The sequence below is a fragment of the Bowmanella denitrificans genome, from assembly GCF_039522935.1.
GTDB lineage: Bacteria > Pseudomonadota > Gammaproteobacteria > Enterobacterales > Alteromonadaceae > Bowmanella > Bowmanella denitrificans.
The window spans coordinates 313,228-336,465 of record NZ_BAAAEI010000023.1; the positions used below are offsets into that span (position 1 = coordinate 313,228).

Below are 23,238 nucleotides of genomic sequence, written 5' to 3' on the forward strand. Positions count from 1 at the left end.
TCTATAACTGTGCGGTCAAGGCACAGGACGGCAGCCCACTCTAGCCCAGTGTTCTTGGCCTTTCTTGTGGGTAGGTGCCAAAAACTCTGACTCTTTTAGTGTGATATCGGAGTTCTTCCATCGCCCGCGCAACACTGGCCATTCCTTCATGGCCTTCAATGTCCGCATAAAACATGGTGGCAGTAAAGCTCTCTCCTGCTTGATAGCTCTCAAGCTTTGTCATATTCACCCCTTCGGTTGCAAATCCCCCCAACGCTTTGAACAAACCAGCAGGCTTATTTGTGACTTCAAAGGTAAAGGTTGTCATAACCGGTCCATCAAGCATGTCAGGATTTATCGGCCGCTTTGCTAGCAATACAAATCTCGTAGTATTGCCTCCTTTGTCCTGAATATTTGCGCGCAGTACTTTTAGGCCATATTCTTCGGCGGCTAGCGAGCTGGCAATTGCAGCTACAGACTTATCATTTAGTTCGGCTATATGGCGTGCACTGCTGGCAGTATCGAAATAGTTTTCCGGTGTAATCTTCAAGTGCTTTATCATCTGTCGGCACTGTGACAAAGCCTGTACGTGGCTTCTGACCACTTTTATGTCACTTTCGGTTGCGCCCGGAATAGCGAGAAGGCAATGATTGATTGACTCAAAGTGCTCTCCAACAATATACAAACTGCTCTCTGGCAGTAAATGATGTATGTCAGCGACTCTACCGGCAGTAGAATTCTCTATTGGTATCATTGCTAGCTGCGCCCGACCATCTTCTACGGCTGTCATAGCGTCTTCGAAACTATTACAGGACAGGGGAGTCATGTTGGGGCATTTTGCCTTGCATGACATGTGCGAGTACGCGCCGGGCAAACCTTGGAAAGATATTATGTTTTTTGCATCATATATGTGGCTCATCAGACCGACCTGTTTTTGACCAATATCTATCTATGCGTAAAGGCATGCAAAAAGTCAAATATCCACGACGTGTCATGAGAGATTGTATATGGAGAGCGGGAGCAATCTTGTTATTTTAAGAATATTGAGTAGGTATCATGAGAGTGTCGGTTTATTTAACAAATTTGAGATTTAAAAAAACCTCCATTATCTAAGGTGTTGATATTTATAGGTAATTAATAATGGCATTTAAATTGCTGATACTTTTTGGGAATGTGCTGAAGTAAGTTTGAGTAGTAGTAAAACGAGCACGTACAATTTACCGTTTATATAAGGGTTTTGTGATGACTAAACGTTTAACTAAATCGCTCATCGCTGCTGGACTGTTGGCCTTTGGTGGCGCAGCGCAGGCAGCAACAATTACTTTTGATGACACTTCTCTGGGCGGAGACAACATCTTTGATTTTGACAGTATCAGTCTTCTGTCATTTGCAACCAGTGTTACTGTGGAAGACACGGATCTTAGTGGTGACTTAACAGGTCTGAATGAGTTTATGGAGTTCAGTCTGACCGGGACTGTGAGCTTCAACACTGAAAGTGGCACTACCCAAACTCCTATCGACCCAACTATTACTGGTTTAAACACAGAATATCAGTTGTTCTTTGACCTAACAGTTTCAGGAATGACTTCCTTTGCTATTGGCGTTGATGCGTTTGGCAATCCTCAATTGGCTGGCGTGGTGAGCTTCGAGAATGTTAGTAGCCTTATGGAATTCTACTACGATCCCGATATGGCCCCAGGTCTGCAAGGTGGCGCCACATTGCTAAGTTCCGATTCCCTGGTTGGTAGCAATGGTTGTAGTGTTGTCAGTTCGAGCACTGTGGCAGCTGGTGATGTATTGGGATCATGCCTACTCACCAGTGATTTTAGTCCTATTGCCGGTATTTTTGCACACAACGGAACTGACCTGAACTCTCTGATAGGCGTCACGCCACTAACGGTGGAATTTGATATCAACGTAGACGAGTTTGCTCCTGCACTTAGCTTTATATTCCCTGGTGGAGCCGGTACTAGCCAGACTTTCTCTGTTCAGCACGACGGCTCCGCAAGGATCCTGGTGCCAGAGCCTGCGGGTATCGCGATACTTGGTCTTGGCTTATTTGCTATGGGGATGGTTCGTCGCCGTTCTTAACAACAGCATCCAAAAAAACCGCACTTAAGTGCGGTTTTTTTTGGGTAATCTCGGCTTACCTTCGCCTTTGGCATGCATTCAATCGGGCTATTACTTCAGTATTTCACTGACATCCAGCCTATTGGTTCTGGCCTCTCGTGGGAAATCCGCCACAGGTTTACCAATTCTGACAATCCAGCCAACCAGTCGCCCTTCGAGCCTTAATTCTTGACGTAGTGATGAAATGTCATTTAAGAATGGTTCAACATTCAAGCCTGCGCTGTCAGTAAGGTTAGGGGATTTTAACGGTATATTGAGTACTTCCGTGCTCATTGTTGAGGGTTGATAATGGTATCCTTGTTGGTTGAGCTCGGTCAGAAATTTCATCATATCCTGGTAGGCATCAACAATGCTGTGATTGGACAGGTCCTTATCAAAGCTAAAAAGCAGAAAGCTACTGCTTGAACCCCACAGCTTGCGTTGAGACTGATTCATTCCAACTTTCACCAAAGGGGCAAATAGCGAATACAGCGACGGATATTTTTGTACCAGGCGAATAGGGATAGTTTCACCATAACTCACCCCCAGATTGCGCCACGGAAGTCCTCTTTTGGGGCTTTCATTCGCAAAGGAAACCGACTTGATTATATCAAGTGCTAAATTTTTCGACTCCCACACTAAACTGTCGCACATGGCAAAAAAATGCAGTAGTTGCTCTGGCGCATTTATCCATGCATCGCAGCGAAGATGCTTCGATTGTGAATTAACGGTATCTGTATTAATATCTATGGTGTGGAAAGGCTGATAGGGGCGCCTGTCAGTCACCCTGCCTCTAAGGTCATGCCTCTCTGTAGGGATGTCACCGGATTGTGCTAATGTCACAACGACGATGCTATTTGATGATTCTAGTGCACTAAACCCATCAAGTTGCAGGCTTAAGTTTATCGCCTTGTTTTGCTGAGCAAAGCCTGTTTTCACGTAGTGCAATAGTCCACCCAGGGTAAGAAGGATAAGCATATCGTCATAGATTAAGGTATGACGTGCTGCAGGCTCATAATAATCGATATGCAGTTCTGAGCCGACCAAACGAAACCTGAAAGGTTGGCTGTTATCACCACTTGGGTAAAAACGGGCAATTTCCAACACGCGATTAACTAATTGAAGGTCCATAACAAATCCCAGTGCTAGTGAAGGAAATACTACTCAATGCCAAATACGGGTTTCAATTCAGCTAATTTCTTTTGAAAATCTGGATTTAAGTGTCCGCCCTCTAAACAACTTACCGTTCGTTGTTCAACATAGGGATCCCAGTGAACCCCTTCGGGTGCATGAATTAAGGGACCTCTGTTAAGCAAGATTTTTGCCGCATATGCTGAAGCGACCCCTGCACACATGGTGCAGCCCGTTATTGTTGAAGGCCCTTTTTTAGCTGCCAGATCTAGTCTGGTTGGATCGACAAGATAATTCGCATGCAATGCATTTGGGGCCAGACCTATATAAAAGCGCAGAAACTGCTCCAATTCAGATCTCCCCTCCATGCCAAAGTATTCTTCGAAGGTCATTTTTCCTGGCAGGAAACAAAGAAATGCCGTACCCATTCCTAGTGGTGCAGCAGTAACTGCAGGGATCCCTTTGTCTGCGCAGGCTTGGAACACCAGACGACGAGGAGGCATGGCAAAAAAGTCCAAACTATCAATATATAAGTCTGCGCCATCAAGGAAGACGTCTATGTTTTCGTCATTGATCCCTTTGGGATAGACTTCACAATAGGCATCGGGATTGATACCTTTGACCGACTTTTGCGTCACGTCCAGTTTCGGTAAACCAACGGTGTCCATAGTTGCTCCAACCTGGCGATTGAAGTTTTCAATACCAAAATCGTCAAAATCAGCCAGTTTAAAACGGCCAATACCAAGACGTGCCATGGTGAGTGTATGAATTCCACCCACTCCACCACATCCTGCAATGGCAACACATTTATCTTTCAATTCGGCTTGTTCAGATTCAGTAAACCAACCAATATTTCTGGAAAAGGCATTTTCATAGTCGAATGTAGGTGTTTGCATATGCATTATCTTCACATGTTTAGATAGGGATAGAGAGTCACTTGTTTGCGCAGACTGTCTTCAAGCAGTTGGTATAACTCCAACATCTCGGTATTTAAGTTGGAAGTAAAGTGCTCTCTGGGTAAATAAAAAAGCGCCCTGATACCATGGTAAAAATGTTCTTCACCACATTGAATAAATTCAAGACCGAGCCGTTGTAGGCGCTTTTTCAAACGAGGTTCAACCACTACGAACATTTGAGAGTGATTGCACATGTTTTCCAAGGCTATAATGCCTAAATACAGTCCAATAGCTATGTTGGGAAAATTCCTTCTTTCTTCTTCTGCAAATTTTTCTTTTTTCGCACCACGCATTTCGTTAATCACAAATGCTTGCTTTTGCTCCCCTTCGCGACGACGAAAATCTCGGGAAACGGCCAGTCTGGATATTTCACCGAAAGTCCCCCTGGATAATTTTGTAGAGTCGATCACGTCTTTTTGCACATGTTCCAGACCATGCAATTCAAAAGGCAGCTTTTTTTCCGGATTAGTAACCGGAGGTATCACCAATCGGACTGTACCTGCATACACCCCAGTGCGTTTGTGCTCAAGTAGTAAGGAAAATGAGTAAGCATCACATTCATCCGTTTCCAGACCATCCTCACTTGATGCCAACCAGCCCATTTCATCGCAATAAACAGAATGTCTTATGCGGTACGACTCCTTCCGCAACGCATCCGTATTGACAAACTTAATTGCAAAGTACTTATCGAAATTCTCAGCGACTGTAGAAGTGCTCATTACCGTCTGTTCCAAATGAATTTAAATGCTATTTTGTTGAAACACGATGTTGCCCTCAAGAATACAACGTAAATAGCTTATCTTACAATTAGTTGTGAACGAATGTGTTTCATATCGAGCAAGAGAAATATATTCTCTAGCTGGTCGCTCCAATTCTCTGGAAGAGCAAGTTAACAGGCTTCTTCTATGTTAGAAACGGTCCTTCCTTGGTATAGCATTTGATTCACAGCTTTGCCCATCTTTCTTACAGAAGTCAATGAGTCAAAAACGTTGTTATTGTTATACAATTGAATAACCAACCGATAATATTTTTTAAACCTCATGATCCCATTTTGCATTTTTTTTCCGTGCTTACAAGTGGACAGAAAAATACTGTTGAGCCAGCCCCAGCCACTCATAGAATGCCCTGTGACTGCGCGCCAAACTTTTCAGATCTGGACCTGCCCATAGATCTCCATTCTCACTCAGGAAGTCAACCGGGATAGGAATGACCCTGACAGACTGTAATTCCAGATGGCGTTTAGCCCGAAGCTGATGACTGGCGGATGTTACTAAAGCAACCGTTTTCCCATATAGCAACTCCCGCAATGCCGCAGTTTCCTGTTGAGTGTTGAGGCCTGACGGTGACATGACAATTTTTTCGGCAGGAATACCAAGTTTGAGTAGAAAGTACCGATTTGCTTCGGCTTCTGTTAGTTGGCGATTCGCCAGCAATCCACCAGAGACGATGATAGGAATGTTGTGTTCCCGATACATAATTGCTGCCTGAAGATTCCGCGCTAACGAGCAGGCGTGCCATTGGTCAGCAAATACGCCATCAGGTTGTTCATAGTGGCGGCACCCCAGCACCAAAATAGCATCTGCGCGCTTCCAAATCGGGTTATCTTCCTTAACTACTGGGTATCTGTTTTCTAACGGAGCAAGCATCCAGTTGCTGGTGACCGGCAGGCTACACCAAAGAATAAATAGCACTGCTATGATATTTAACCGCGAAGTCCACTTGGACTTATGGTTGAATAGCTTCAGTATTAAAGCTGTGACCAGCAGTATCCAAAAGGTATTGAATGGTACAATCAGAAAGTGCACCAGCTCCTTGAGCCAAAAAAAAAGGCTATCTGTCATGTAATCAGCCTCTTAGCCTTATGATCTGAAAGCTGTTAGTCTTTTCGCAACGTGTTGAATGTTAGCTTGCAGGAGCGGAAATGAAAGGTAAAGCATTGTTTTTCATAGCGGTATGGTTGTTTTCGACCTTTACCTTGGCGGATGATTTCGAAGTGGTCGTGGCTAAAGCCAAAAACGCAGTTGTCGGGGTGGGAATCTTTGATCCGATAGGAACACCTCGCAGTCAGTTGCAAGGTACGGGGTTTGTCATTGGCGACGGTACCTTGGTGGCAACTAACTTCCATGTGGTTGAGCGCGCATTGGAGGAAGGGAGCCAGCAGCGGCGGGTGGTCTTTATCGGTACCGGCAATAACCCGCAAATTAATCAGGCCGAGATTGTTAAAACAGACCCCGCCCATGATCTAGCGATCCTCCGCATAGAGCAGAAGGTTGCTAGTGTGCTTTCATTATCAGGTGAAGATCGTTTGCCAGACGGCAGGGATGTGGCTTTTACCGGTTATCCTATTGGTGCCGTATTAGGTTTATATCCAGCTACCCATAAAGGCATGGTGGCAGCAACCACTCCAGTGGTCACCCCCAGCGCCAATGCCCAACAGTTAAGCCTTGAGGTGCTGAAAAGATTGCGCGAACCCTTTATGGTGTATCAATTGGATGCAACCGCATATCCTGGAAATAGTGGCAGCCCTGTCTATAACGTCAGTACCGGGGAAGTGGTGGCGATCATTAACAAGGTTTTTGTTAAAGAAAGCAAAGAATCAGCCTTGTCTGCTCCCAGTGGAATCACTTATGCTATCCCAGTAAAATATCTGCGTGACTTGTTGGCTGAAGTGAGTCAATAGAACGTCGGTTTTTTTTACACTGATGTGCTGTAAGTTTGATTTTAGTCTTATTTATCAGGGCTTTATTTGGTGGCACGAAAAGTGCATTTCATATGTCTAACGGTATTGCAATAACATAACGAGCAACTGAGTATGAGCGATAAGCAGTCTTCACAGAATGAAGTAACGCAACAAACTCCGTCAGATAGTGGGGCCGGCAAAGGTAACGCCAGACGTCGGTTTATACTTGGCGCTGCTGCTCCTGTTGTATTAAGTGTTATCAGCAAGCCGGTGATGGCTACAGGGAAAGTGTGTAACCCTTCCGGTTTTATGTCTGCCAATCCATCTGGTGTCAGCCGTCACTATACGCATTCTACATGCGGTGGTTTCAGCAAGGACTATTGGAAGAAACCTTACGAAAATAATTGTTATGCAGACTGGAAACTGGTGGGCTTAATTCCGCGTTGGCCGGAATATGGTATGGACGGTATCGGCCAAAGTTACAGTGTACGAAGAACCTGCCGCAACAATTACAAAGCCTGGTTTAATTGTCAGGGCAGTGGTCATGAGACACAATTCAGAGATGTGTTTTCGGCCGGTCCGTACAATTGTTGCGTAGAAACGGCACTTCGAGGCAACGTGGGTGAATTAGAACAATATGCCATGGCCGCTTATATGAATGCCTTGAAGCATGGTTGGGGGCGTTTCGGCGACTCGTCCAAGATTGACCCGGATGATGTGACAGGCTTGTACAATGCCTGTAAGTTTGGCCAGAGTTCTTACTATGCGGTGTCTGGTGCGCAATTGCAGGTACCTTCATCGTCTGATCTGCTTCGTTTCTTCATTGGATTGTCTGGATAAGCGGTGACTCCTCCGTTCTTAATTGTCGTTAGCTGTCCTGCAGATTTGTCATTTTTTTTTACAGCAGATGATGAATGCATGGTGTATGACGATGATGGTGCACGGACTTTCTGTTTGAATTTATCAAGCGGTAAGCTTCTGCAAACTATTGCTCAATCCCCTGGTATTCATACAGACGTTCTGGAGCGTACCTGCTCACAAATGCTCGCACCTGCTCATTTTCGTGATACTCTCGAACAATTGCTTGAATTGAAGTTGATTAAATTGGGCGAGTGATGGTGCAAAGGGAGGAAGCTTCTGCAATTCTTTTGCAAGCGGGGCGATTTACTGCGTCGATAACAACCGATATTTCAGAGGTCAGGGATGGCCTGACGTTGCTTTATCCTTCAGTACCGCGTACTGCTCAGTGCTTCAGTGATTTTCATATCAGTATTTTACGTCAGAGATGGTGGAAACCTCAGGTTGTTTTCAGCCACAATAGCATTTCCCCCTTTGCGCCATTGCCTTACGCGCATGCTTTCCCGCTTTTGGAATGGGGATTGAACTGGTGCGTAACCCAGCACTGTCATCAGTACTTGGTGGTCCATGCGGCAGTAGTGGAGAAGCAAGGTAAGGTGTTGATTTTGCCGGGCGCTCCAGGCTCTGGAAAAAGCACGTTGTGTGCCGCGTTGGTAACTCAGGGAGGCTGGCGGTTGTTCTCCGATGAACTGGCATTAGTCAATTTGAATCAGGCTAAAGTGCATCCAAATCCCCGGCCGGTCAGTTTGAAGAACCGCTCCATCGATATCATTAAGGAGTTTTCTGCGGGTGAGGCTTTCACACCTTCGGTAAAAGACACAATTAAAGGCACTGTGGCGCATATGCGGCCCCCCACATTGTCTGTGCAAGCCTGGCAGCAGGATGCCACGCCGGCTCTAATTGTTTTCCCAAGATATCAGCAAGGTGCGGCCACTAAATTGGCAGCGGTAAGCATCGGCACAGCTTTTATGCGATTAGTGGAAAACAGTTTTAACTACCATATTCTGGGGCGGGCTGGCTTTGATGCCCTGGTAAGGACCATGCAGCACGTAGCCTGTTTTGATTTTGTGTATGACGGCAATCTGTCTAACGCGCTACAACTCTGCGACGAGTTGATTGCCGATGCCTAAGCCTAGTCTGCTGTCTCAATGTATTTGTCAACCTCCAATGGTGCAACAGTTTTGCCTGACCGACTGGGATATCCTGATTCAGCAGGCATACAGTGCTGGCGTGTTGGCCAGACTGCAATGGTTATTTGAGCGGGATGCGTTAGAGGAGCATATTCCTGAGGGTTGTCGTTGGCACTTCCAATCAGCCAGTCGCTTTGCGCAGATGCATAAAAAAAACGTGCTGCGAGAAGTTAGCCTGATACGAGAGGCCCTGCATATGACGGGTATTCAACCGGTATTTCTAAAGGGGGCGGCGTATCTGGTTTGTGACGATGATTGCCACCAGGGGCGGGTCTTCAGCGACGTTGACATTTTTGTGCCTAAAGCATCATTGCCAAAGGTGGAGCAAGTACTGGGTTGGCATGGCTGGGAATTTGCTGAAAAGGATGACTATGATGAAAAATATTATCGCCAGTGGATGCATGAGATTCCACCGCTGATCCATATCGAGCGCGGCACTGCGCTGGACGTACACCATAACCTATTACCTCTGATTGGACGCATCAAGCTAAACGCCGGGTTGTTACACAAAAACGTGCAAACGGCGAACAATGGATTTAATACTCTGGCGGCACAAGATCGGATCTTGCACAGTGCCGCCCACTTGCTGTTAAACGGAGAATTTGAACATGGTTTTCGGGACATCAGTGACATCTACTTGCTGATTGTTCAGCATAGTCAGCTATCATCGACCTTCTTGCCCTCATTGGTTGAGCGTGCACAACAATTGGGCTTGGAGCGAATATTGTTATATTGCCTGGACGTGCTGGAGGCGATATTTAGCCTCGAGGTTTCCAACCCTTTATATACGCAGCTTACCAGTGGCAAATCAGCACCAAGTCCTTTTGTTAGAGGCTTGCTACGATTTATGCATTACCGAGCCTTGCAACCGCATCACCCGTCTTGCCGGTTAGTTGGACAAAGGGTGGCGTTATTCGGGTTATTCCTGCGCAGTCATTGGATGAAGATGCCAGTTACTATACTGGTCATGCATTTAATCCGTAAAATGTGGGTAAAACCCTTGCTTGACTGGTATAAAAACCGACATCAAGCTGGTGCATAATAACAAGAGAGAACACAACATGAGCATGGGGTTGGTTGGACTGTCTGGATATGCATTGACTGCATTGGGAAATGGCCTGCTGTTTATGCTGCTGCTGACAGTCAGAAAACCTGGAACGGCAAAGCGCCTTCTTATGTTTGGTGTTTTGGGATCTCTGCTGTTAGCAACCCTGCAATTGGGCCTGGCGTTGGATAAAGTCAGTTTTCATCAGGTGATGTTGGCTGACGGGGTAAAGGGGCTGCTGTGGTTATTATTTATCTGTGCAGTACTTGGTAAGAATCAGCAAAGTTTTCGCGCCTTAATCCGTACGCCATTTACCTTGTTGGTGTTGTCGCCAGCATTGCTTTATATTGGCCTGTGTCTATCCGGTGTGGCTGGGGCCAAGTGGCTTTACCTGCTGCAGACCGTATTGGCGTTGCAAGTCATGGTTCTTCTTGAAACCCTCTATCGCCAGGCTGGCGACGATCGTTGGCACTATAAACCATTGGTCATCTATCTGGGTGCTACCAGTTTATTTGATTTTGTGATGTATGCTGACGCCACTATGGTCAACCAACTTGACCCGGTGTTTTGGGCCGCCAGAGGCTTTGTATATGCTTTGTTGCTGCCAGCGCTGATTATTGCCGTCAGGCGTATTAAACACTGGGGCATCGAAATCTTTATCTCCCGTGATGTCGTTCTACACAGTTCTTTGCTGCTGGTGGCAGGGGGCTATTTGTTTATCATGGCGATGGTGGGCTATGCCGTCCGTTATATTGGCGGTGATTGGAGTGGCGCGGTACAAGTAGCATTAGCATTCTTATCGTTAACTCTGCTGGTTACCTTACTGCTGTCCAACAGTTTTAGAACCCGGGTCAGGGTATTTATAACCAAGCACTTCTTTGCCAACCAGTACGACTATCGCGAAGAATGGCTGAAACTGTCTCAGGCATTAAACGCTTCTAACAAGAATCTGCAGCAGGTTTATGATGACGGTCTGCATAGTCTGATGAACGCCATAGATTATTCAGGTGGCATGTTACTCAAGTTGCAGGGCAAACGATTTGAGCAGGTCAGTGTGGTGGGCAGCTCGTCACTGAATGACGTAGAAAAGAGTGTCATCGAACAGTTAAGCGAGTTTATGCAAAATAAACGCTGGCTGGTGGATATTGAGGAACTGCGGGTAAAACCCTTTAATTATGAGGGGTTGAAGATAAATCACGCCACACTTAATCAATGCCACTTTCAACTGGTTCTGCCGATTTATCAGGATAGCCATTTATGGGGGCTGGCGCTTTTGTACGCCGATAAGGAGCAGCGAATTCGTCTTGACTGGGAACTGCGCGACTACCTGAATGCGGTGATTGCTCAGGTGGCCAACTATTTGTTTCATTACGAAGCCGCCAAGGAATTAGCCGAGAACGCCCAATTTGCTGCATTCAACCGTATGTCGGCTTTTGTACTGCATGACCTAAAAAATGTACTGGCACAAATCGATCTGATCCTGTGCAATGCCCAGCAGCATAAACATAACCCTGAATTTATCGAAGATACTTTTGAAACGCTGGAGCACACTAAAACACGTATGGAACGAATGCTCAGACAACTGACTGAGAAGAAAGAAGCCTTGCCCAGTAGCAATCGCACCCTTAACCTAGGCAAACTGGTTCAAAAAGTCGTGGAAGAGCGGTGCCAGAGTTTGTTGCCGATTCCATTGGTTGAGGTGCAGGACGACATAGAGCTGAGTATCGATGAAGAAAAGTTCAGCAATGTTTTGTATCACCTGATTAGTAATGCGCAACAGGCCACCGACGATGCTGGAGAGGTGCAGGTTAAAGTCAGTGCGGCGGACACAGAGCCAGGCGCATTTGTGGAAATTATTGATAACGGCTGTGGTATGACAGAAGACTTTATTGCCACCCGTTTATTCAAGCCCTTTGATACCACCAAAGGCAATGCTGGTATGGGCATCGGTGCCTATGACGCCAAAAACTACATAGAAAAAATCGGCGGGCGTATAGCGGTAGCCAGCCAAGTTGGGCAGGGGAGCAGATTTAGTTTATATCTGCCCGAGACTGCCGCCATTGAAGAATAGAGGAAGACAGTAAACATGGATACACTGCTGGTTGTTGATGATGATCTGGGGATCCAGAAGCAGCTAAAATGGAGCTTTAGTGATTACGATGTCATTTTTGCTGACGACAGACAGTCTGCCATTGCGCAGCTGCGTCGCTTTGAACCCAAGGTTGTCACCCTGGATCTTGGTTTACCACCTGATCCGGCGAATGCATCCGAGGGGTTAGAGGCCCTGGCCGAGATTCTTAATCTCGCGCCTCAGACCAAAGTAATAGTGGTTACCGGCAACAACGACAAAGAAAACGCCCTTAAGGCCATTCAACTTGGCGCCTATGATTTTTATCAGAAGCCCATCGACTCCGACACCATTCGCATTTTGGTCAGTCGCGCTATGACCTTGTTTGATCTGGAGCAGGAAAATCGCCAGCTTAGTCAGTCTCAGCCTGCCATGGGCAAGATTATTGGTAGCAGCGAATCTATCCAGCAGGCCAGCCGCCGGGCAGAGAAAATAGCTCAGACCGATATCAGTACTCTGTTGCTAGGGGAGAGTGGTACAGGCAAAGAAGTGTTTGCCCGTTCGATTCATGATCTGAGCGCCAGGCGCAATAAGCCCTTTGTGGCAATCAACTGCGCATCCATTCCGGAAAACCTGTTGGAAAGTGAATTGTTCGGCTATGAAAAAGGCGCATTCACCGGGGCTAACAAGACCACTCCAGGCAAAATAGAAACGGCTCAGGGCGGCACCCTGTTTCTGGATGAAATAGGCGACATGCCCATCGGTCTGCAGGCCAAAATGCTGCGCTTTTTGCAGGAGCGGGTAATTGAACGGGTTGGCGGCCGTCAGGAAATCCCGGTGGATATTCGGGTGGTGTGTGCCACCCACAGAGATCTTCAGGCCATGGTAGCAGAGCAAAGTTTCCGTGAAGATTTATTCTACCGGGTCAGTGAAATTACCATTCGCATTCCGCCGCTGCGTGATCGCGACAGTGACGTGGTACTGCTGGCACGTACTTTCCTGGCTGCCTATAAGGATGAGTATGGCTCCAAGGTCAAAGGCTTCAGCGAGTCGGCCATTGAGGCCATGATGAAGCATCGCTGGCCGGGCAATATCCGTGAGCTGCAGAATAAATTGAAGTCCGCGGTGATTTTGGCCGAAGGTAATTTGATTCAGGCGGATGATTTGGGGTTGTCACCGGATGCCGTAGGGGGCATGCAGAATCTGAATTTGCGTGAAGTCAGGGAAGAAGCCGAGAGTCGAGCTATACGGCAGGCCTGGCATCTGGCTGAGCAGAATATGTCCAGAACCGCTGAATTGCTGGGGATTACCCGCCCTACACTATACTCGCTGATCGACAAGTACCGCATGGACGATATTAAGCCCAGTAGCTGATTGTCACGCCAAAGATCCGGGTGTGTACCCGGTTCTTTGCAAAAATCTGCGACTGGTTTTATGCATTGGTCAGGAATAAAGTATTGTAATTCGTTTCTTTGTGTGGAATATAAAATCAGTTACCCTCTGTTAACAAAGCGCCCGAGATGGGGCCAATAAAAATATAGGTGTTCATTTGTCTGACTGGTTAACGATAATTCCCCCTCTGCTTGCCATTTTAGTGGTGTTCTGGCGCAAAGAAGTGATTCTGGCGCTGATTGTCTCGTTGTTCTGCTCCGAATTGCTGCTAATGGCCATGGCCGGGGACAATCTGGGCCAGGCAGGCCTGATGGGCCCCTTTCAAACCCTGGAGCGGGTCGTTTCGGTATTTGACTCTCCCGGCAACACCCGCATTCTGGTGTTTTCCCTGATGGTGGGTGCCTTGCTGGCTTATATGCGCTATTCCGGTGGTGTGACCGCGTTGGTGGAAAAGCTGATCAACAAAGGGGTGGCAAAAAGTCAGCGTCAGGTCGGTTTGCTGTCGTTCTTTACCGGCGTGGTGGTGTTTATTGAGTCCAATTTAAGCGTGCTGACCGCCGGGATCCTGTCCAGGGGCCTGTTCGACCGATTTAAGATGAGCCGGGCCAGGCTAGCCTATATTATCGACAGCACCAGTGCGCCAATCTGTATTTTGATCCTGCTAAATGGCTGGGGCGCATATGTGTTGGGTCTGTTGGGCAACTATCCCACCGAGCAAACCGCTGTTTCTATTCTGATCGGTACTATTCCCCTTAACTTCTATGCATTGTTCACCTTGGTGGTGGTGCTGTTCACGATTTTTACCGGCAAGGTCTTTGGCCCTATGCGGGAGTCAGAAAAGCGCCTTAACCAGAATCAGGCCCACAGTGAAATTGATTTTAAGGCTACCAAGGCGCGCTTTATGCTGGTCCCACTGCTGACTATGGTACTGGGCATGCTGGGTTTTATGTACTGGACCGGTGATGGCCAGATTACCCAGGGCGACGGTTCTAAATCTGTGCTTTATTCCACCACCCTGGCCTGTATGGTGGCCTATGCTTTGATGCTGGGGTCCGGGCGCTTTAAGCACAAGGAACTGGTGGACATAGGCTTTAAGGGCATGGGCGAGTTATTACCGCTGGTCAGTATCGTACTCTTATCGCTGGCCCTGGGTAGCAGCCTGAAGCAATTAGGAACCGGTGACTTTATTGCCGGCATTGTGGCTGAATCCCTGCCGCTGTTTGTGATCCCGGCACTATTGTTTTTGGCCGGTGCCTTAATTTCTTTTACCACCGGTACGTCCTGGGGCACTTTTGCTATTCTTATCCCCATTGGTATGCCCATGGTCCTGAATCTGGGCTTACCCCCCGAACTGGTGCTGGCGGCAATCCTGGGCGGTGGGGTGTTTGGCGATCACTGTTCGCCCATTTCTGATACCACCGCGGTGAGCAGCCTGGCTTCTGGCTGTGACCTGCTTGAACACGTGCGTACGCAAATCCCTTATGCCTTGTTTTGTGGTGTGTTGACGCTGGTTGCCTACCTGATGGCGGGCTTGTTCTGGATTGGACTATGAAGATATCCCTGATTCTGGCGGCAGCCTTATTGGCTTCCCCACTGGTTAATGCCCAGTCAATGCCGGACGATTTTGCTGATATGACGGTGCTGTTGCCGGGCGCTATCTATGATATTCGCTATCACGGCAGCAATAATTTTGTCGGTACGCCGGTAGAAGGCTACTTGGCCGCCAAATGTATTTTGCAGGGAAAAGCAGCAAAAGCATTGCTGAAGGTGGCAGAGGCGGCAGCAGCCGAGGGGCTGAAATTAAAAATCTTTGATTGCTACCGGCCTACCACGGCCGTGGCGCATTTTATGCGCTGGGCGCAGGATTTGTCTGATACCAGCACCAAAGCCGAATATTATCCGAACCTGGGCAAAGACAAACTGGTGGGTGAGTACATCGCCGAACGTTCCGGCCACAGCCGCGGTGCCACCATTGACCTGACGTTGGTTAAACAGGACGGGCAGGGTCAGTGGCAGGAACTGGATATGGGCTCGGCGTTTGATATGTTCGATACCCTGTCTAATACCGACCATCCAGACATCAGTGCAACGCAGCGGGCCAATCGCTACAAACTGAAGGAACTGATGGAGGCGCAGGGTTTTGCCAACTATGCCATGGAATGGTGGCATTATTCTTTAGTCCCACAGCCTTACCCTGACACTTACTTTGATTTTCCCATTGAATAACCGGCAAATTGTCGGTTATTCAATGGCCTACACCAGCATTTCTAACAGGCTGTTCAGGTAACGCCGACCCTGGTCGGTAACTTGCCAGCTTTGTGATGATTCAGCCAGTAATCCCATATCCACAGCCCGAGCCAGCTTGTCTGCCAGGCCGAATTGTGACAATGCCAGGCCGGTAAACCGGCCATAGTCTTGTTTGGGGCAGGGCTCAACCAGACGCAGGCGATTCATAAAGAACTCGAACGGCCGGTCTTCTTCGTCCACCAGATTCTGCTTATCCAGATAGGGGCGCGTGATATCCATATAGCCTTTAGGGTGTTTGATTTTTACCCTGCGCTGAATGCTACCTGTCCTGGTGTCGGTTATTTTGCCATGGGCACCACAACCAATCCCCAGGTAGTCACCAAAACGCCAGTAGTTCAGATTATGCTGGCATTGGTGGCCGGCCAGGCTGTAGCCGGAAATTTCATACTGTTGGTAGCCCGCTGCTTCAAGTAGCGCGTGACCTTGCTGCTGAATCTCCCAGAGAATGTCATCTTCCGGCAGCTGTGGGGGTTTTGAGGCAAACTGAGTGTTAGGCTCAATAGTCAGTTGATACCAGGACAGATGTGGGGGTTTTTGGGCAATGGCGGTTTGCAGGTCTGACAAGGCATCATCTAGGCCCTGGTCCGGCAAGCCGTGCATTAAATCCAGATTAAAACTGCGCAGCCCGGCCTGATGAGCAAAACCTGCGGCATTGCGGGCCTGTGCGCTGTCATGAATACGCCCCAGCGCTTGCAGTTTGTCGGCCTGAAAGCTCTGCACGCCGATGGAGATACGGTTCACACCGGCCTGGCGAAAGCCGATGAACTTTTCACTTTCCACCGTGCCGGGGTTGGCTTCCAGGGTGATTTCAGCAGCCGGCGCAAGGTTCACTCTGGCACGCACGCCATCCAGAATACGATGGATGCCATCAGGGCTGAACAGGCTGGGGGTGCCGCCGCCAAAAAAGATGCTGACGACCTGCCTGTCATCCACCAATAAGGCATCTGTGGCCAAGTCATCCAGCAGGTGGCTGATATATTCGGCTTCCGGCAGTTTCTGTTTTTGTCCGTGACTGTTGAAATCACAGTATGGACATTTCTGCACGCACCAGGGAATGTGGATATATAGCGAAAGGGGCGGCGCTTCGAGGCTAAAATCAGACAAGGGCGGCTTCCAGTTGAGGCAGCAACTGCTTCAGTGCCTGAGCTCGGTGACTGAGCTGGTTTTTTACCTCAGGGGCTAATTCAGCACTGGTACAAGCTTGCTGTGGCACCCAGAATACCGGGTCGTAACCAAAACCACCGCTACCAACTGGCGCCTGGGTAATACTGCCGTGCCACTGCCCCTGGCAGATAATGGGGGTTGGATCGTCGGCGTGGCGCAGCCAAACCAATACGCAGATAAAGCGGGCTGAGCGTTTTGCCATTGGCACGTCTTGCATGGCGCTAAGCAGCTTAGTCACATTGGCCTGGTCGTTGGCCCCAGCGCCAGCGTAGCGGGCAGAATAAATCCCTGGTGCACCGTCCAGCGCGTCCACGGCCAGACCTGAATCATCGGCAATGGCAGGCAACCCTGTGATACGCGCGGCGTGGCGGGCTTTAAGAATGGCATTCTCTACAAAACTCAGGCCGGTTTCTTCGGCATCGGCGACGCCAAACTCACTTTGTACGCGAATATCCACATTCAGTGGGGCCAGCATGTTGGCCAGTTCTTTTACCTTGCCCGGATTGCCCGTGGCCATAACCCATTGTTGTTGCATAGACTCAGATCAAAAGGCTGGAAATGGGTTAGTTTACCAGACTACAATCGTCGGCTGGAAACATATCCTCGTATGCAAGGGAATTCTTATGCATAAGCTTCTGCTGACTTTAGTCTTTTTTACTCTCTCTGCTGTTGCCCAGGACACCGCCAGGTTACTTAGCGAGGTGGTGGAAGCTATGCCCCTTGAACGTGAAACCCCGGTCTATCCAGAAAAGGAAGCCCGTATGCGCCGCGAAGGCTGGGCGGTGGTCAGTTTTGTGATTGAGCCCGACGGTACGGTCAGCAATGCCATAGTGGAGGACTCCTCTGGCTATGCCAGTTTTGAGCGTAGCGCCCTCAATGCGGTACAAAAGTGGACGTATCGGCCAGCCACCGAAAACGGTCAGCCGGTGCAGCAATGTGAAGCGAAAGTGCGCATGAATTTTCGTCTGCAGGGAAACGAACAGGGCGTTACTCGCAAATTTAAGCGCCGGGTTAATGAGGGATTTAAGCTAATCAATGCCGGTAAGCTGGAGGAAGCCAGGCAAGTGCTGGATGAAATTGAGGACACCCCCCAATGGAACCTGTATGAAGATGCCTGGTTCAATGTACTAAAAGCCGAATACTATGCTGCTAAGGGTAAGCCGAAACAACAACTTACCGCACTGACCCGAGCCTTGAGTGGCGACCTGCTGCCCGACACCTTACAGTTGACATCAGTTCAGCAAAAGTTGAGCCTGGAACTGCAATTGGGCAAAGCCTCTGATGCCCTGCAGAGTTTTACCCTTCTGCAGTCACTTGCAGGCAGCGAAGCGGCAGTGGAAAAATTTACGCCCTATATGCAAAAGCTTAAGGCCATGATCGCTGGTGACGAGCTGTTGGCCATAGAGGGTAACATTCACAGCGACAAGCCCTGGCATCATTTGCTGTCCCGCACCAAGTTCTCACTAGCTAATATACAGGGCCAGTTGGATAAACTGGATGTGCGTTGTCAATTGCGCCGCACTACATTCAGCATTGAATCTGACACGGTATGGCATGTGCCATCGCGCTGGGGGCAATGCCATCTTTATGTTTATGGCGAACAAGATGCCAGCTTTACCCTGGTTGAATTACCGGATGAAATCCCGGCTGAAATGCAGGAATATCTGTCTGACGACTAATACTGCATCGGAGCTGTCGTGATCCCGCTGGTTTTTCACCCAATTTATAGTCAACTGGCGTTACCCTACAGGCATCGTTTCCCCATTCAAAAATACCAGGCGATTCGCGATGCCCTGCAACAGCAAGGTGTGCCGGATAGTTGGTTTTTTCAGCCTGAAGCTCTCGACCCTCGACAGCTTACCCACGTTTTTGATGCAGACTATTTGCAGCAGCTTTGCAGCGGCAGCCTGGATGTAAAGGCTATGCGTCGTATCGGTTTCCCCTGGTCACAGCAGCTTATTCGCCGCACCCTGACGGCAGCGGGCGGCACCGTGCTGACGGCGCAATTGGCCCTGCAATATGGCAAGGCGATTAATCTTACCGGGGGTTACCACCATGCCTTTGCCGATTTTGGCTCGGGTTTTTGTATGCTCAATGATTTGTATCTGGCAGCACTGGCGATGCTTCGCGCCCCTGGCATTGACAGGGTGCTGGTGTTTGATTGTGATGTGCACCAGGGGGATGGCACCGCTAAGCTGGCCCAGGGCGATAACCGTATTGTTACGGTGTCATTGCATGGCGAGAAAAACTTCCCGCACCGTAAGCAGATATCAGATATGGACTTTCCTTTACCAAAAGGTACTGAAGATCAGGCCTATCTGGACACCCTGGATACCGCGCTGACCTTGGCAATTAATCTGTACCGGCCCGATGCGGTGATTTACGATGCCGGGGTGGATGTGCATATCGATGATGATCTGGGACATCTGCACCTTAGTACGCAAGGGGTCTACCAGCGAGACAAACTGGTGTTTGATACCTGCGCTGAAAAAAGCCTGCCCATCGCTGCGGTGATTGGTGGTGGGTATCAGCGTGATATTGCTGCCCTCACACAGGTGCATTTGCAGCTATTCAATGCGGCGGGAGTAGGCAGCCCGTCAGACAGGCTGCCATAACCGCATTTTAGTCGCAGAACCTATTGCCTTCGGTGTCCATTTCACAGGGGATCCATACCGCTTCCTCGCGACATGAACCTTCCACCTGACGCCGCTGTGTGGTGATGTCATAGTCATGACTTTGACTGGTCAAGGGTAATTGCCCTTCAAAGGTGACAAATTCCCAGCGGCCTTCGTTGTCATTCCAGATTTTACTGCGCCTGGTAACATAATGGCTGGCCGGACAGCTTGTATGGCCGTCTAAGCGACTTTGCGCCGTGGCCTGCATAGCCTGTCTGGGGCGATTGTTGGAGTAAATTTGCCCTGCGTAAGCACAATGCGTAACAGGGTGCTGAATCTCAACGGTTTCATAGTCGCACACCGTGCGAAAATCCCAGTATCCGGAAGCACTGGCTCCGAGGCTGAATAATCCGGCACTCAGGGCGCAAAGATAACGATATTTCATTTTGATCATCCTTTTCTAATGTATTGAATATCTGGCATCTCCATATAGACAGCCCCTCACTTTCTGAAGATGCCCAATGGCAGGCGAGGGAATACTATTACTGTCCGCTTTTTACTCTGCGGTAACTGAGGCTGAGGCTCTATCATCAACTGCGCGTATTCTGCCTGCAGAAGTGCAACGATTAGATGGCTGTTGTATGGAAGTGCAAGGGAATTGGCGCTAGTTGCTGGCTGAGTAATCTCGCTTTGGCACAGACTGCGCATTTTATATCTTGGGGCCCGCACCTTGCTTGCCAGCCCTTTGCCTAGGCGCCAGCGCCTGCCATAGTGGCCATTCCCGCAACAGAAGGAATGTTCCGCAATGAACAAGTTTGTCTCTTATGGCCTGCGTGCCACGTTGTTAAGTTCGGCCTTGTTTTCACCCTTACTGACGCTACCTGTGGCTGCAGCGCCGCTAAGCCAGGCCAAAGCCGTATTTGTCGGTCATAGTCTGATCAACTATGACATGCCACATATGCTCAGGCAGATGGCGCGCAGTCAGGGCCTTAGCCTGGAAAACGCCGTGCAGGTGAATAACGGCACGCCGCTGAAAATCAATTGGGAAACCTGCCATCAGGCCGATTTTGAAGGGCCCTGGCCACCGCAATACTTTGCCTGCGATGAAATTGAAAACGCCGCAAGCCAGCCTTTCGATGTGTTGATTGCCACCGACGCGAATAACTCCATCAACAGTAACCACGTATGGAATCAAACCCAGGTGTATCTGGAGCAGTTTACCGAGCTGCTGTTAAGTCATAATGTGCAGGCCAGAAGCTTTTTGTTTACCAGTTGGGAAGAGCTGCACTACCACAACGGCGATTGGCTGGATGCCATTGATGCGGAACTGGCCGAGTACGAGCAGATTGCCACCGAAGCAGAGGCCCTGTCGGCCCAGCGCGGGCGACATGCCGAGATTCAGGTGATCCCGGTGAATCTGGCCCTTAAACGACTGATTATGGATATAGAGCAGGGACGAGTGCCGGGACTAACAAGCCGCACCGACCTGTTTGTTGATCAGGTCCATATGAATGGCATAGGGAATTACTATGTGGCCTCGGTTGTGTACTCGGCAGTGTTTGGCCAGTCGCCCGAGGGAGCCAGTGCCCGCATGGATGGGCATTGGGGCGATGTTTTGGTGGATTTACCGGCTGCACAGGCTCAGGCCCTGCAATCACTGGCCTGGCAGGTGGTGTCTGATTATCTGCAACTGGGCAGCGATCAACCAGCTATCACCAACATGCACGCCAGCGCCAATGCGCAAACCTGGGGAATCGACCTGACCTGGACACCGCCTGCCGTACCCTTGCAATATTATAAGCTGGTGCTTAACGGTGAAGTGATCACCGCCTTACCTGGTGATGCCCAGAGCTATGAACTGGCATGGCTTGAGCAGCGAACCGAACATCAGATTCGTCTGCAAGCCTACGACTTTTCCCACCAGTTGGTGGCTGAGGCCCAAATCAGCAGTTATGCCGGTGATTATCAGGCACCTACACAACCGCAGGGGCTTAGCGTCAGCCGTTCGGGGGAATATGGCCTGAGTTTGAGTTGGCAGCCTGCCAGTGATGATAACGCCGTGGCGCTGTATAAGATTTATCGCAATGGCCAGGCCTACACGCATGTTGCTGCACCTGGGTTTGTTGATCACTGGCCACCGGCCGGGGTGAACCAGTACCAGATCCAGGCGGTGGATCAGCATGACAACCAGTCTGCGCTGAGTGATGTGGTCAGTGCCCCCGAGATGGTATACCCCTAAAGAAAAACAGCGGCTTTAAGGGCCGCTGTTTTCTCATTTTTTGGTGGTTTTCTTTTTGCCTGCTTTTTTATTAGCGGCTTTTTTCTTCTTGGCCGGTAGGCTGGGGGCCTTATGTTTGGGTTTTAAGCCTTCAATCACCCGGCGTTTCAGTACTTCACCGGTGTAACGCTCTACCTTGGGTACCATGGCAATATCATGGGCTTCCACCAGAGAAATGGCGGTGCCTTTTTTGCCGGCGCGACCAGTACGACCAATGCGGTGCAAATACACATCGGCGGTACGTGGCATATCGTAGTTAATTACATGGCTGACATCCGGCACATCAATGCCGCGGGCGGCCACATCGGTGGCGATCAGCAGTTTAACTTCGCCAGCCTTAAAGCGGGCAATGGCCAGATTACGTTTGTCCTGTGGCATTTCGCCTTGCAGGTAACAGTTGGCAATGCCTTCTGAATCCAGCTTGCCGCGCAGTTCCATTAAACGGTCGCGGGTTTTAACAAACACAATGGCGGTTTGTACCTGATTCTTCAGAATATGGCTGAGCAAGGCGTATTTATGGGCGGCGTCGTCGCACAGGTGGATCCATTGCAGGATCTTGCCCTGTTCGCTGCGGGTGGCGCTGGCCTGTACTTCCACCGGGTCATTCAGAATATCGCGGGCAAAGCGGGCCACACCGCCGCCTTCCAACGTCGCGGAAAACAGGTAAGTTTGCTTGCGCCAGCGTGCCTCGGCGGCAATCTGGTTGACAATGCCGCCAAAGCCCATATCCAGCATACGGTCGGCCTCATCAAGAATAAAAATCTCGATTTCCCGGCAGTCAAAGCTTTCTTTTTCAATATGTTCAAACAAACGGCCAGGGGTGGCGACCAGAATATCCAGATTCTGTTCCAGTAAATCTTTGTCGGTGCCATAGTTGATGCCACCGGTGATCACACCGCAATTAAAGCGGGTAAACTGGCTGAGGGCTTTGGCCTGCTCATAGACCTGCAGGGCCAGCTCGCGGGTGGGGGTTAGGATCAGTACCCGGCAGGCACCGGGATCGCGGCGCGGATTGTCCAGTAAAAACTGCAGAGCGGGCAGTAAGAAGGCCGCTGTTTTACCTGTGCCGGTGGGGGCCGAGGCCAGAATGTCCTTCATGTCCATGGCGGCCGGAATGACTTGTTGCTGGATGCCGGTGGGCTTCTTAAAACCCATTTCTTTACAGGCACTTACCAGCGCATCATCTAAATCCAACTCATCAAACATTATCCGCCCCTTATGGCCACCATCAAACAGGCCGGGATTATAAGTGAGTTTTGCTAAGGCTGCCCAAAATAATTGATCTGGGTCGTGCCCAGTAAACCCGTATTTGGCATCCAGGGTTGTTGGGCTAAAGCCCAACCCACAGTGGATCCGAATGCATCGCGACAGCAAAACTCAAGCTAAGCGCTGTGGGTCGGACTTCAGTCCGACGGGGCTAAGTAGTCAGTCGTCAGATAGCAGAAATCAATTGACAGAGCTCAGGG

22 protein-coding genes are annotated in these 23,238 nt (G+C 49.3%); 13 read left to right on the plus strand and 9 right to left on the minus strand.

Annotated features, from left to right (window positions below):
- Nucleotides 1-40 precede the first annotated feature (40 nt).
- Nucleotides 41-898: a prephenate dehydratase gene (locus ABD028_RS18970; RefSeq protein ID WP_343847033.1), complete on the minus strand. Its 858-nt coding sequence runs from the start codon at nt 896-898 to the stop codon at nt 41-43.
- A gap of 323 nt (nt 899-1,221) precedes the next feature.
- On the opposite strand from ABD028_RS18970, the gene ABD028_RS18975 reads away from it, so the two are divergent.
- Complete coding sequence (locus tag ABD028_RS18975) at nt 1,222-2,070, plus strand: PEP-CTERM sorting domain-containing protein (protein WP_343847034.1); 849 nt, start codon at nt 1,222-1,224, stop codon at nt 2,068-2,070.
- Nucleotides 2,071-2,160: 90 nt separating this feature from the next.
- Here the strand turns inward: ABD028_RS18975 and ABD028_RS18980 are convergent, their stop codons facing one another.
- The 4 genes from ABD028_RS18980 to ABD028_RS18995 form a co-directional block, all read right to left on the minus strand.
- Nucleotides 2,161-3,219 carry a nitroreductase family protein gene (locus ABD028_RS18980; protein ID WP_343847035.1) on the minus strand — a complete coding sequence of 353 codons (1,059 nt, stop codon included), beginning with the start codon at nt 3,217-3,219 and terminating at the stop codon, nt 2,161-2,163.
- 29 nt (nt 3,220-3,248) lie between these two features.
- Nucleotides 3,249-4,115 (minus strand): ThiF family adenylyltransferase, encoded by an 867-nt coding sequence (locus ABD028_RS18985; RefSeq protein WP_343847036.1) that lies wholly within the window; start codon nt 4,113-4,115, stop codon nt 3,249-3,251.
- Nucleotides 4,116-4,126: 11 nt separating this feature from the next.
- Nucleotides 4,127-4,894 (minus strand): PEP-CTERM/exosortase system-associated acyltransferase, encoded by a 768-nt coding sequence (locus tag ABD028_RS18990; RefSeq protein ID WP_343847037.1) that lies wholly within the window; start codon nt 4,892-4,894, stop codon nt 4,127-4,129.
- A gap of 351 nt (nt 4,895-5,245) precedes the next feature.
- Nucleotides 5,246-6,016, minus strand: a complete 771-nt coding sequence (locus ABD028_RS18995) for a YdcF family protein (protein ID WP_343847038.1) — start codon at nt 6,014-6,016, stop codon at nt 5,246-5,248.
- Nucleotides 6,017-6,096: 80 nt separating this feature from the next.
- Here ABD028_RS18995 and ABD028_RS19000 point away from each other — a divergent pair, with 80 nt between their 5' ends.
- From ABD028_RS19000 to ABD028_RS19040, 9 genes are all read left to right on the plus strand, one after another.
- Nucleotides 6,097-6,855, plus strand: a complete 759-nt coding sequence (locus ABD028_RS19000; RefSeq protein ID WP_343847039.1) for a S1 family peptidase — start codon at nt 6,097-6,099, stop codon at nt 6,853-6,855.
- A 132-nt stretch (nt 6,856-6,987) separates the two neighbouring features.
- A complete protein-coding gene (locus ABD028_RS19005) occupies nt 6,988-7,695 on the plus strand; it encodes a hypothetical protein (RefSeq protein ID WP_343847040.1) in 708 nt (235 codons plus the stop codon).
- A 3-nt stretch (nt 7,696-7,698) separates the two neighbouring features.
- On the plus strand, nt 7,699-7,971 hold the full coding sequence (locus ABD028_RS19010) for a hypothetical protein (RefSeq protein ID WP_343847041.1): 273 nt from the start codon (nt 7,699-7,701) through the stop codon (nt 7,969-7,971).
- Entirely contained in the window at nt 7,971-8,843 is an 873-nt protein-coding gene (locus ABD028_RS19015) for an HprK-related kinase A (protein WP_343847042.1), read from the plus strand. The genes ABD028_RS19010 and ABD028_RS19015 overlap by 1 nt, the downstream gene beginning before the upstream one ends.
- Nucleotides 8,836-9,945: a nucleotidyltransferase domain-containing protein gene (locus tag ABD028_RS19020; protein ID WP_343847043.1), complete on the plus strand. Its 1,110-nt coding sequence runs from the start codon at nt 8,836-8,838 to the stop codon at nt 9,943-9,945. Before ABD028_RS19015 ends, ABD028_RS19020 begins: the two co-directional genes overlap by 8 nt.
- Nucleotides 9,946-9,976: 31 nt before the next feature.
- Nucleotides 9,977-12,019, plus strand: a complete 2,043-nt coding sequence (prsK, locus tag ABD028_RS19025; protein ID WP_343847161.1) for an XrtA/PEP-CTERM system histidine kinase PrsK — start codon at nt 9,977-9,979, stop codon at nt 12,017-12,019.
- Between the two features lie 15 nt (nt 12,020-12,034).
- A complete protein-coding gene (gene prsR, locus ABD028_RS19030) occupies nt 12,035-13,390 on the plus strand; it encodes a PEP-CTERM-box response regulator transcription factor (protein WP_102797894.1) in 1,356 nt (451 codons plus the stop codon).
- A 175-nt stretch (nt 13,391-13,565) separates the two neighbouring features.
- Nucleotides 13,566-14,960: a Na+/H+ antiporter NhaC family protein gene (locus ABD028_RS19035; RefSeq protein WP_343847044.1), complete on the plus strand. Its 1,395-nt coding sequence runs from the start codon at nt 13,566-13,568 to the stop codon at nt 14,958-14,960.
- Entirely contained in the window at nt 14,957-15,634 is a 678-nt protein-coding gene (locus ABD028_RS19040) for a M15 family metallopeptidase (protein ID WP_343847045.1), read from the plus strand. Before ABD028_RS19035 ends, ABD028_RS19040 begins: the two co-directional genes overlap by 4 nt.
- 27 nt (nt 15,635-15,661) lie before the next feature.
- On the opposite strand, the gene hemW is transcribed toward ABD028_RS19040, so the two are convergent.
- The gene (gene hemW, locus ABD028_RS19045; RefSeq protein WP_343847046.1) at nt 15,662-16,819 is read right to left on the minus strand and encodes a radical SAM family heme chaperone HemW; all 1,158 of its coding nucleotides are present in this window, start codon (nt 16,817-16,819) and stop codon (nt 15,662-15,664) included.
- A complete protein-coding gene (rdgB, locus tag ABD028_RS19050) occupies nt 16,812-17,414 on the minus strand; it encodes an RdgB/HAM1 family non-canonical purine NTP pyrophosphatase (RefSeq protein ID WP_343847047.1) in 603 nt (200 codons plus the stop codon). The genes hemW and rdgB overlap by 8 nt, the downstream gene beginning before the upstream one ends.
- Nucleotides 17,415-17,502: 88 nt before the next feature.
- On the opposite strand from rdgB, the gene ABD028_RS19055 reads away from it, so the two are divergent.
- Nucleotides 17,503-18,558, plus strand: coding sequence for an energy transducer TonB (locus ABD028_RS19055; protein ID WP_343847048.1), 1,056 nt, complete (start codon nt 17,503-17,505; stop codon nt 18,556-18,558).
- Between the two features lie 18 nt (nt 18,559-18,576).
- A complete protein-coding gene (locus ABD028_RS19060; protein ID WP_343847049.1) occupies nt 18,577-19,494 on the plus strand; it encodes a histone deacetylase family protein in 918 nt (305 codons plus the stop codon).
- A 7-nt stretch (nt 19,495-19,501) separates the two neighbouring features.
- Here ABD028_RS19060 and ABD028_RS19065 read toward each other — a convergent pair whose 3' ends face one another.
- A complete protein-coding gene (locus tag ABD028_RS19065; RefSeq protein ID WP_343847050.1) occupies nt 19,502-19,939 on the minus strand; it encodes a hypothetical protein in 438 nt (145 codons plus the stop codon).
- Nucleotides 19,940-20,299: 360 nt separating this feature from the next.
- Here ABD028_RS19065 and ABD028_RS19070 point away from each other — a divergent pair, with 360 nt between their 5' ends.
- On the plus strand, nt 20,300-21,733 hold the full coding sequence (locus tag ABD028_RS19070) for a fibronectin type III domain-containing protein (protein WP_343847051.1): 1,434 nt from the start codon (nt 20,300-20,302) through the stop codon (nt 21,731-21,733).
- Between the two features lie 33 nt (nt 21,734-21,766).
- Here ABD028_RS19070 and srmB read toward each other — a convergent pair whose 3' ends face one another.
- A complete protein-coding gene (srmB, locus tag ABD028_RS19075; RefSeq protein WP_343847052.1) occupies nt 21,767-22,978 on the minus strand; it encodes an ATP-dependent RNA helicase SrmB in 1,212 nt (403 codons plus the stop codon).
- Nucleotides 22,979-23,238: the final 260 nt, after the last annotated feature.

Bases quoted from the DNA above. Each gene is read 5' to 3' on its own strand.
- ABD028_RS18970 (WP_343847033.1), bottom strand. From the start codon at position 898: ATGAGCCACATATATGATGCAAAAAACATAATATCTTTCCAAGGTTTG.
- ABD028_RS18975 (WP_343847034.1), top strand. From the start codon at position 1,222: ATGACTAAACGTTTAACTAAATCGCTCATCGCTGCTGGACTGTTGGCC.
- ABD028_RS18980 (WP_343847035.1), bottom strand. From the start codon at position 3,219: ATGGACCTTCAATTAGTTAATCGCGTGTTGGAAATTGCCCGTTTTTAC.
- ABD028_RS18985 (WP_343847036.1), bottom strand. From the start codon at position 4,115: ATGCAAACACCTACATTCGACTATGAAAATGCCTTTTCCAGAAATATT.
- ABD028_RS18990 (WP_343847037.1), bottom strand. From the start codon at position 4,894: ATGAGCACTTCTACAGTCGCTGAGAATTTCGATAAGTACTTTGCAATT.
- ABD028_RS18995 (WP_343847038.1), bottom strand. From the start codon at position 6,016: ATGACAGATAGCCTTTTTTTTTGGCTCAAGGAGCTGGTGCACTTTCTG.
- ABD028_RS19000 (WP_343847039.1), top strand. From the start codon at position 6,097: ATGAAAGGTAAAGCATTGTTTTTCATAGCGGTATGGTTGTTTTCGACC.
- ABD028_RS19005 (WP_343847040.1), top strand. From the start codon at position 6,988: ATGAGCGATAAGCAGTCTTCACAGAATGAAGTAACGCAACAAACTCCG.
- ABD028_RS19015 (WP_343847042.1), top strand. From the start codon at position 7,971: ATGGTGCAAAGGGAGGAAGCTTCTGCAATTCTTTTGCAAGCGGGGCGA.
- ABD028_RS19020 (WP_343847043.1), top strand. From the start codon at position 8,836: ATGCCTAAGCCTAGTCTGCTGTCTCAATGTATTTGTCAACCTCCAATG.
- prsR (WP_102797894.1), top strand. From the start codon at position 12,035: ATGGATACACTGCTGGTTGTTGATGATGATCTGGGGATCCAGAAGCAG.
- ABD028_RS19040 (WP_343847045.1), top strand. From the start codon at position 14,957: ATGAAGATATCCCTGATTCTGGCGGCAGCCTTATTGGCTTCCCCACTG.
- rdgB (WP_343847047.1), bottom strand. From the start codon at position 17,414: ATGCAACAACAATGGGTTATGGCCACGGGCAATCCGGGCAAGGTAAAA.
- ABD028_RS19055 (WP_343847048.1), top strand. From the start codon at position 17,503: ATGCATAAGCTTCTGCTGACTTTAGTCTTTTTTACTCTCTCTGCTGTT.
- ABD028_RS19065 (WP_343847050.1), bottom strand. From the start codon at position 19,939: ATGAAATATCGTTATCTTTGCGCCCTGAGTGCCGGATTATTCAGCCTC.
- ABD028_RS19070 (WP_343847051.1), top strand. From the start codon at position 20,300: ATGAACAAGTTTGTCTCTTATGGCCTGCGTGCCACGTTGTTAAGTTCG.
- srmB (WP_343847052.1), bottom strand. From the start codon at position 22,978: ATGTTTGATGAGTTGGATTTAGATGATGCGCTGGTAAGTGCCTGTAAA.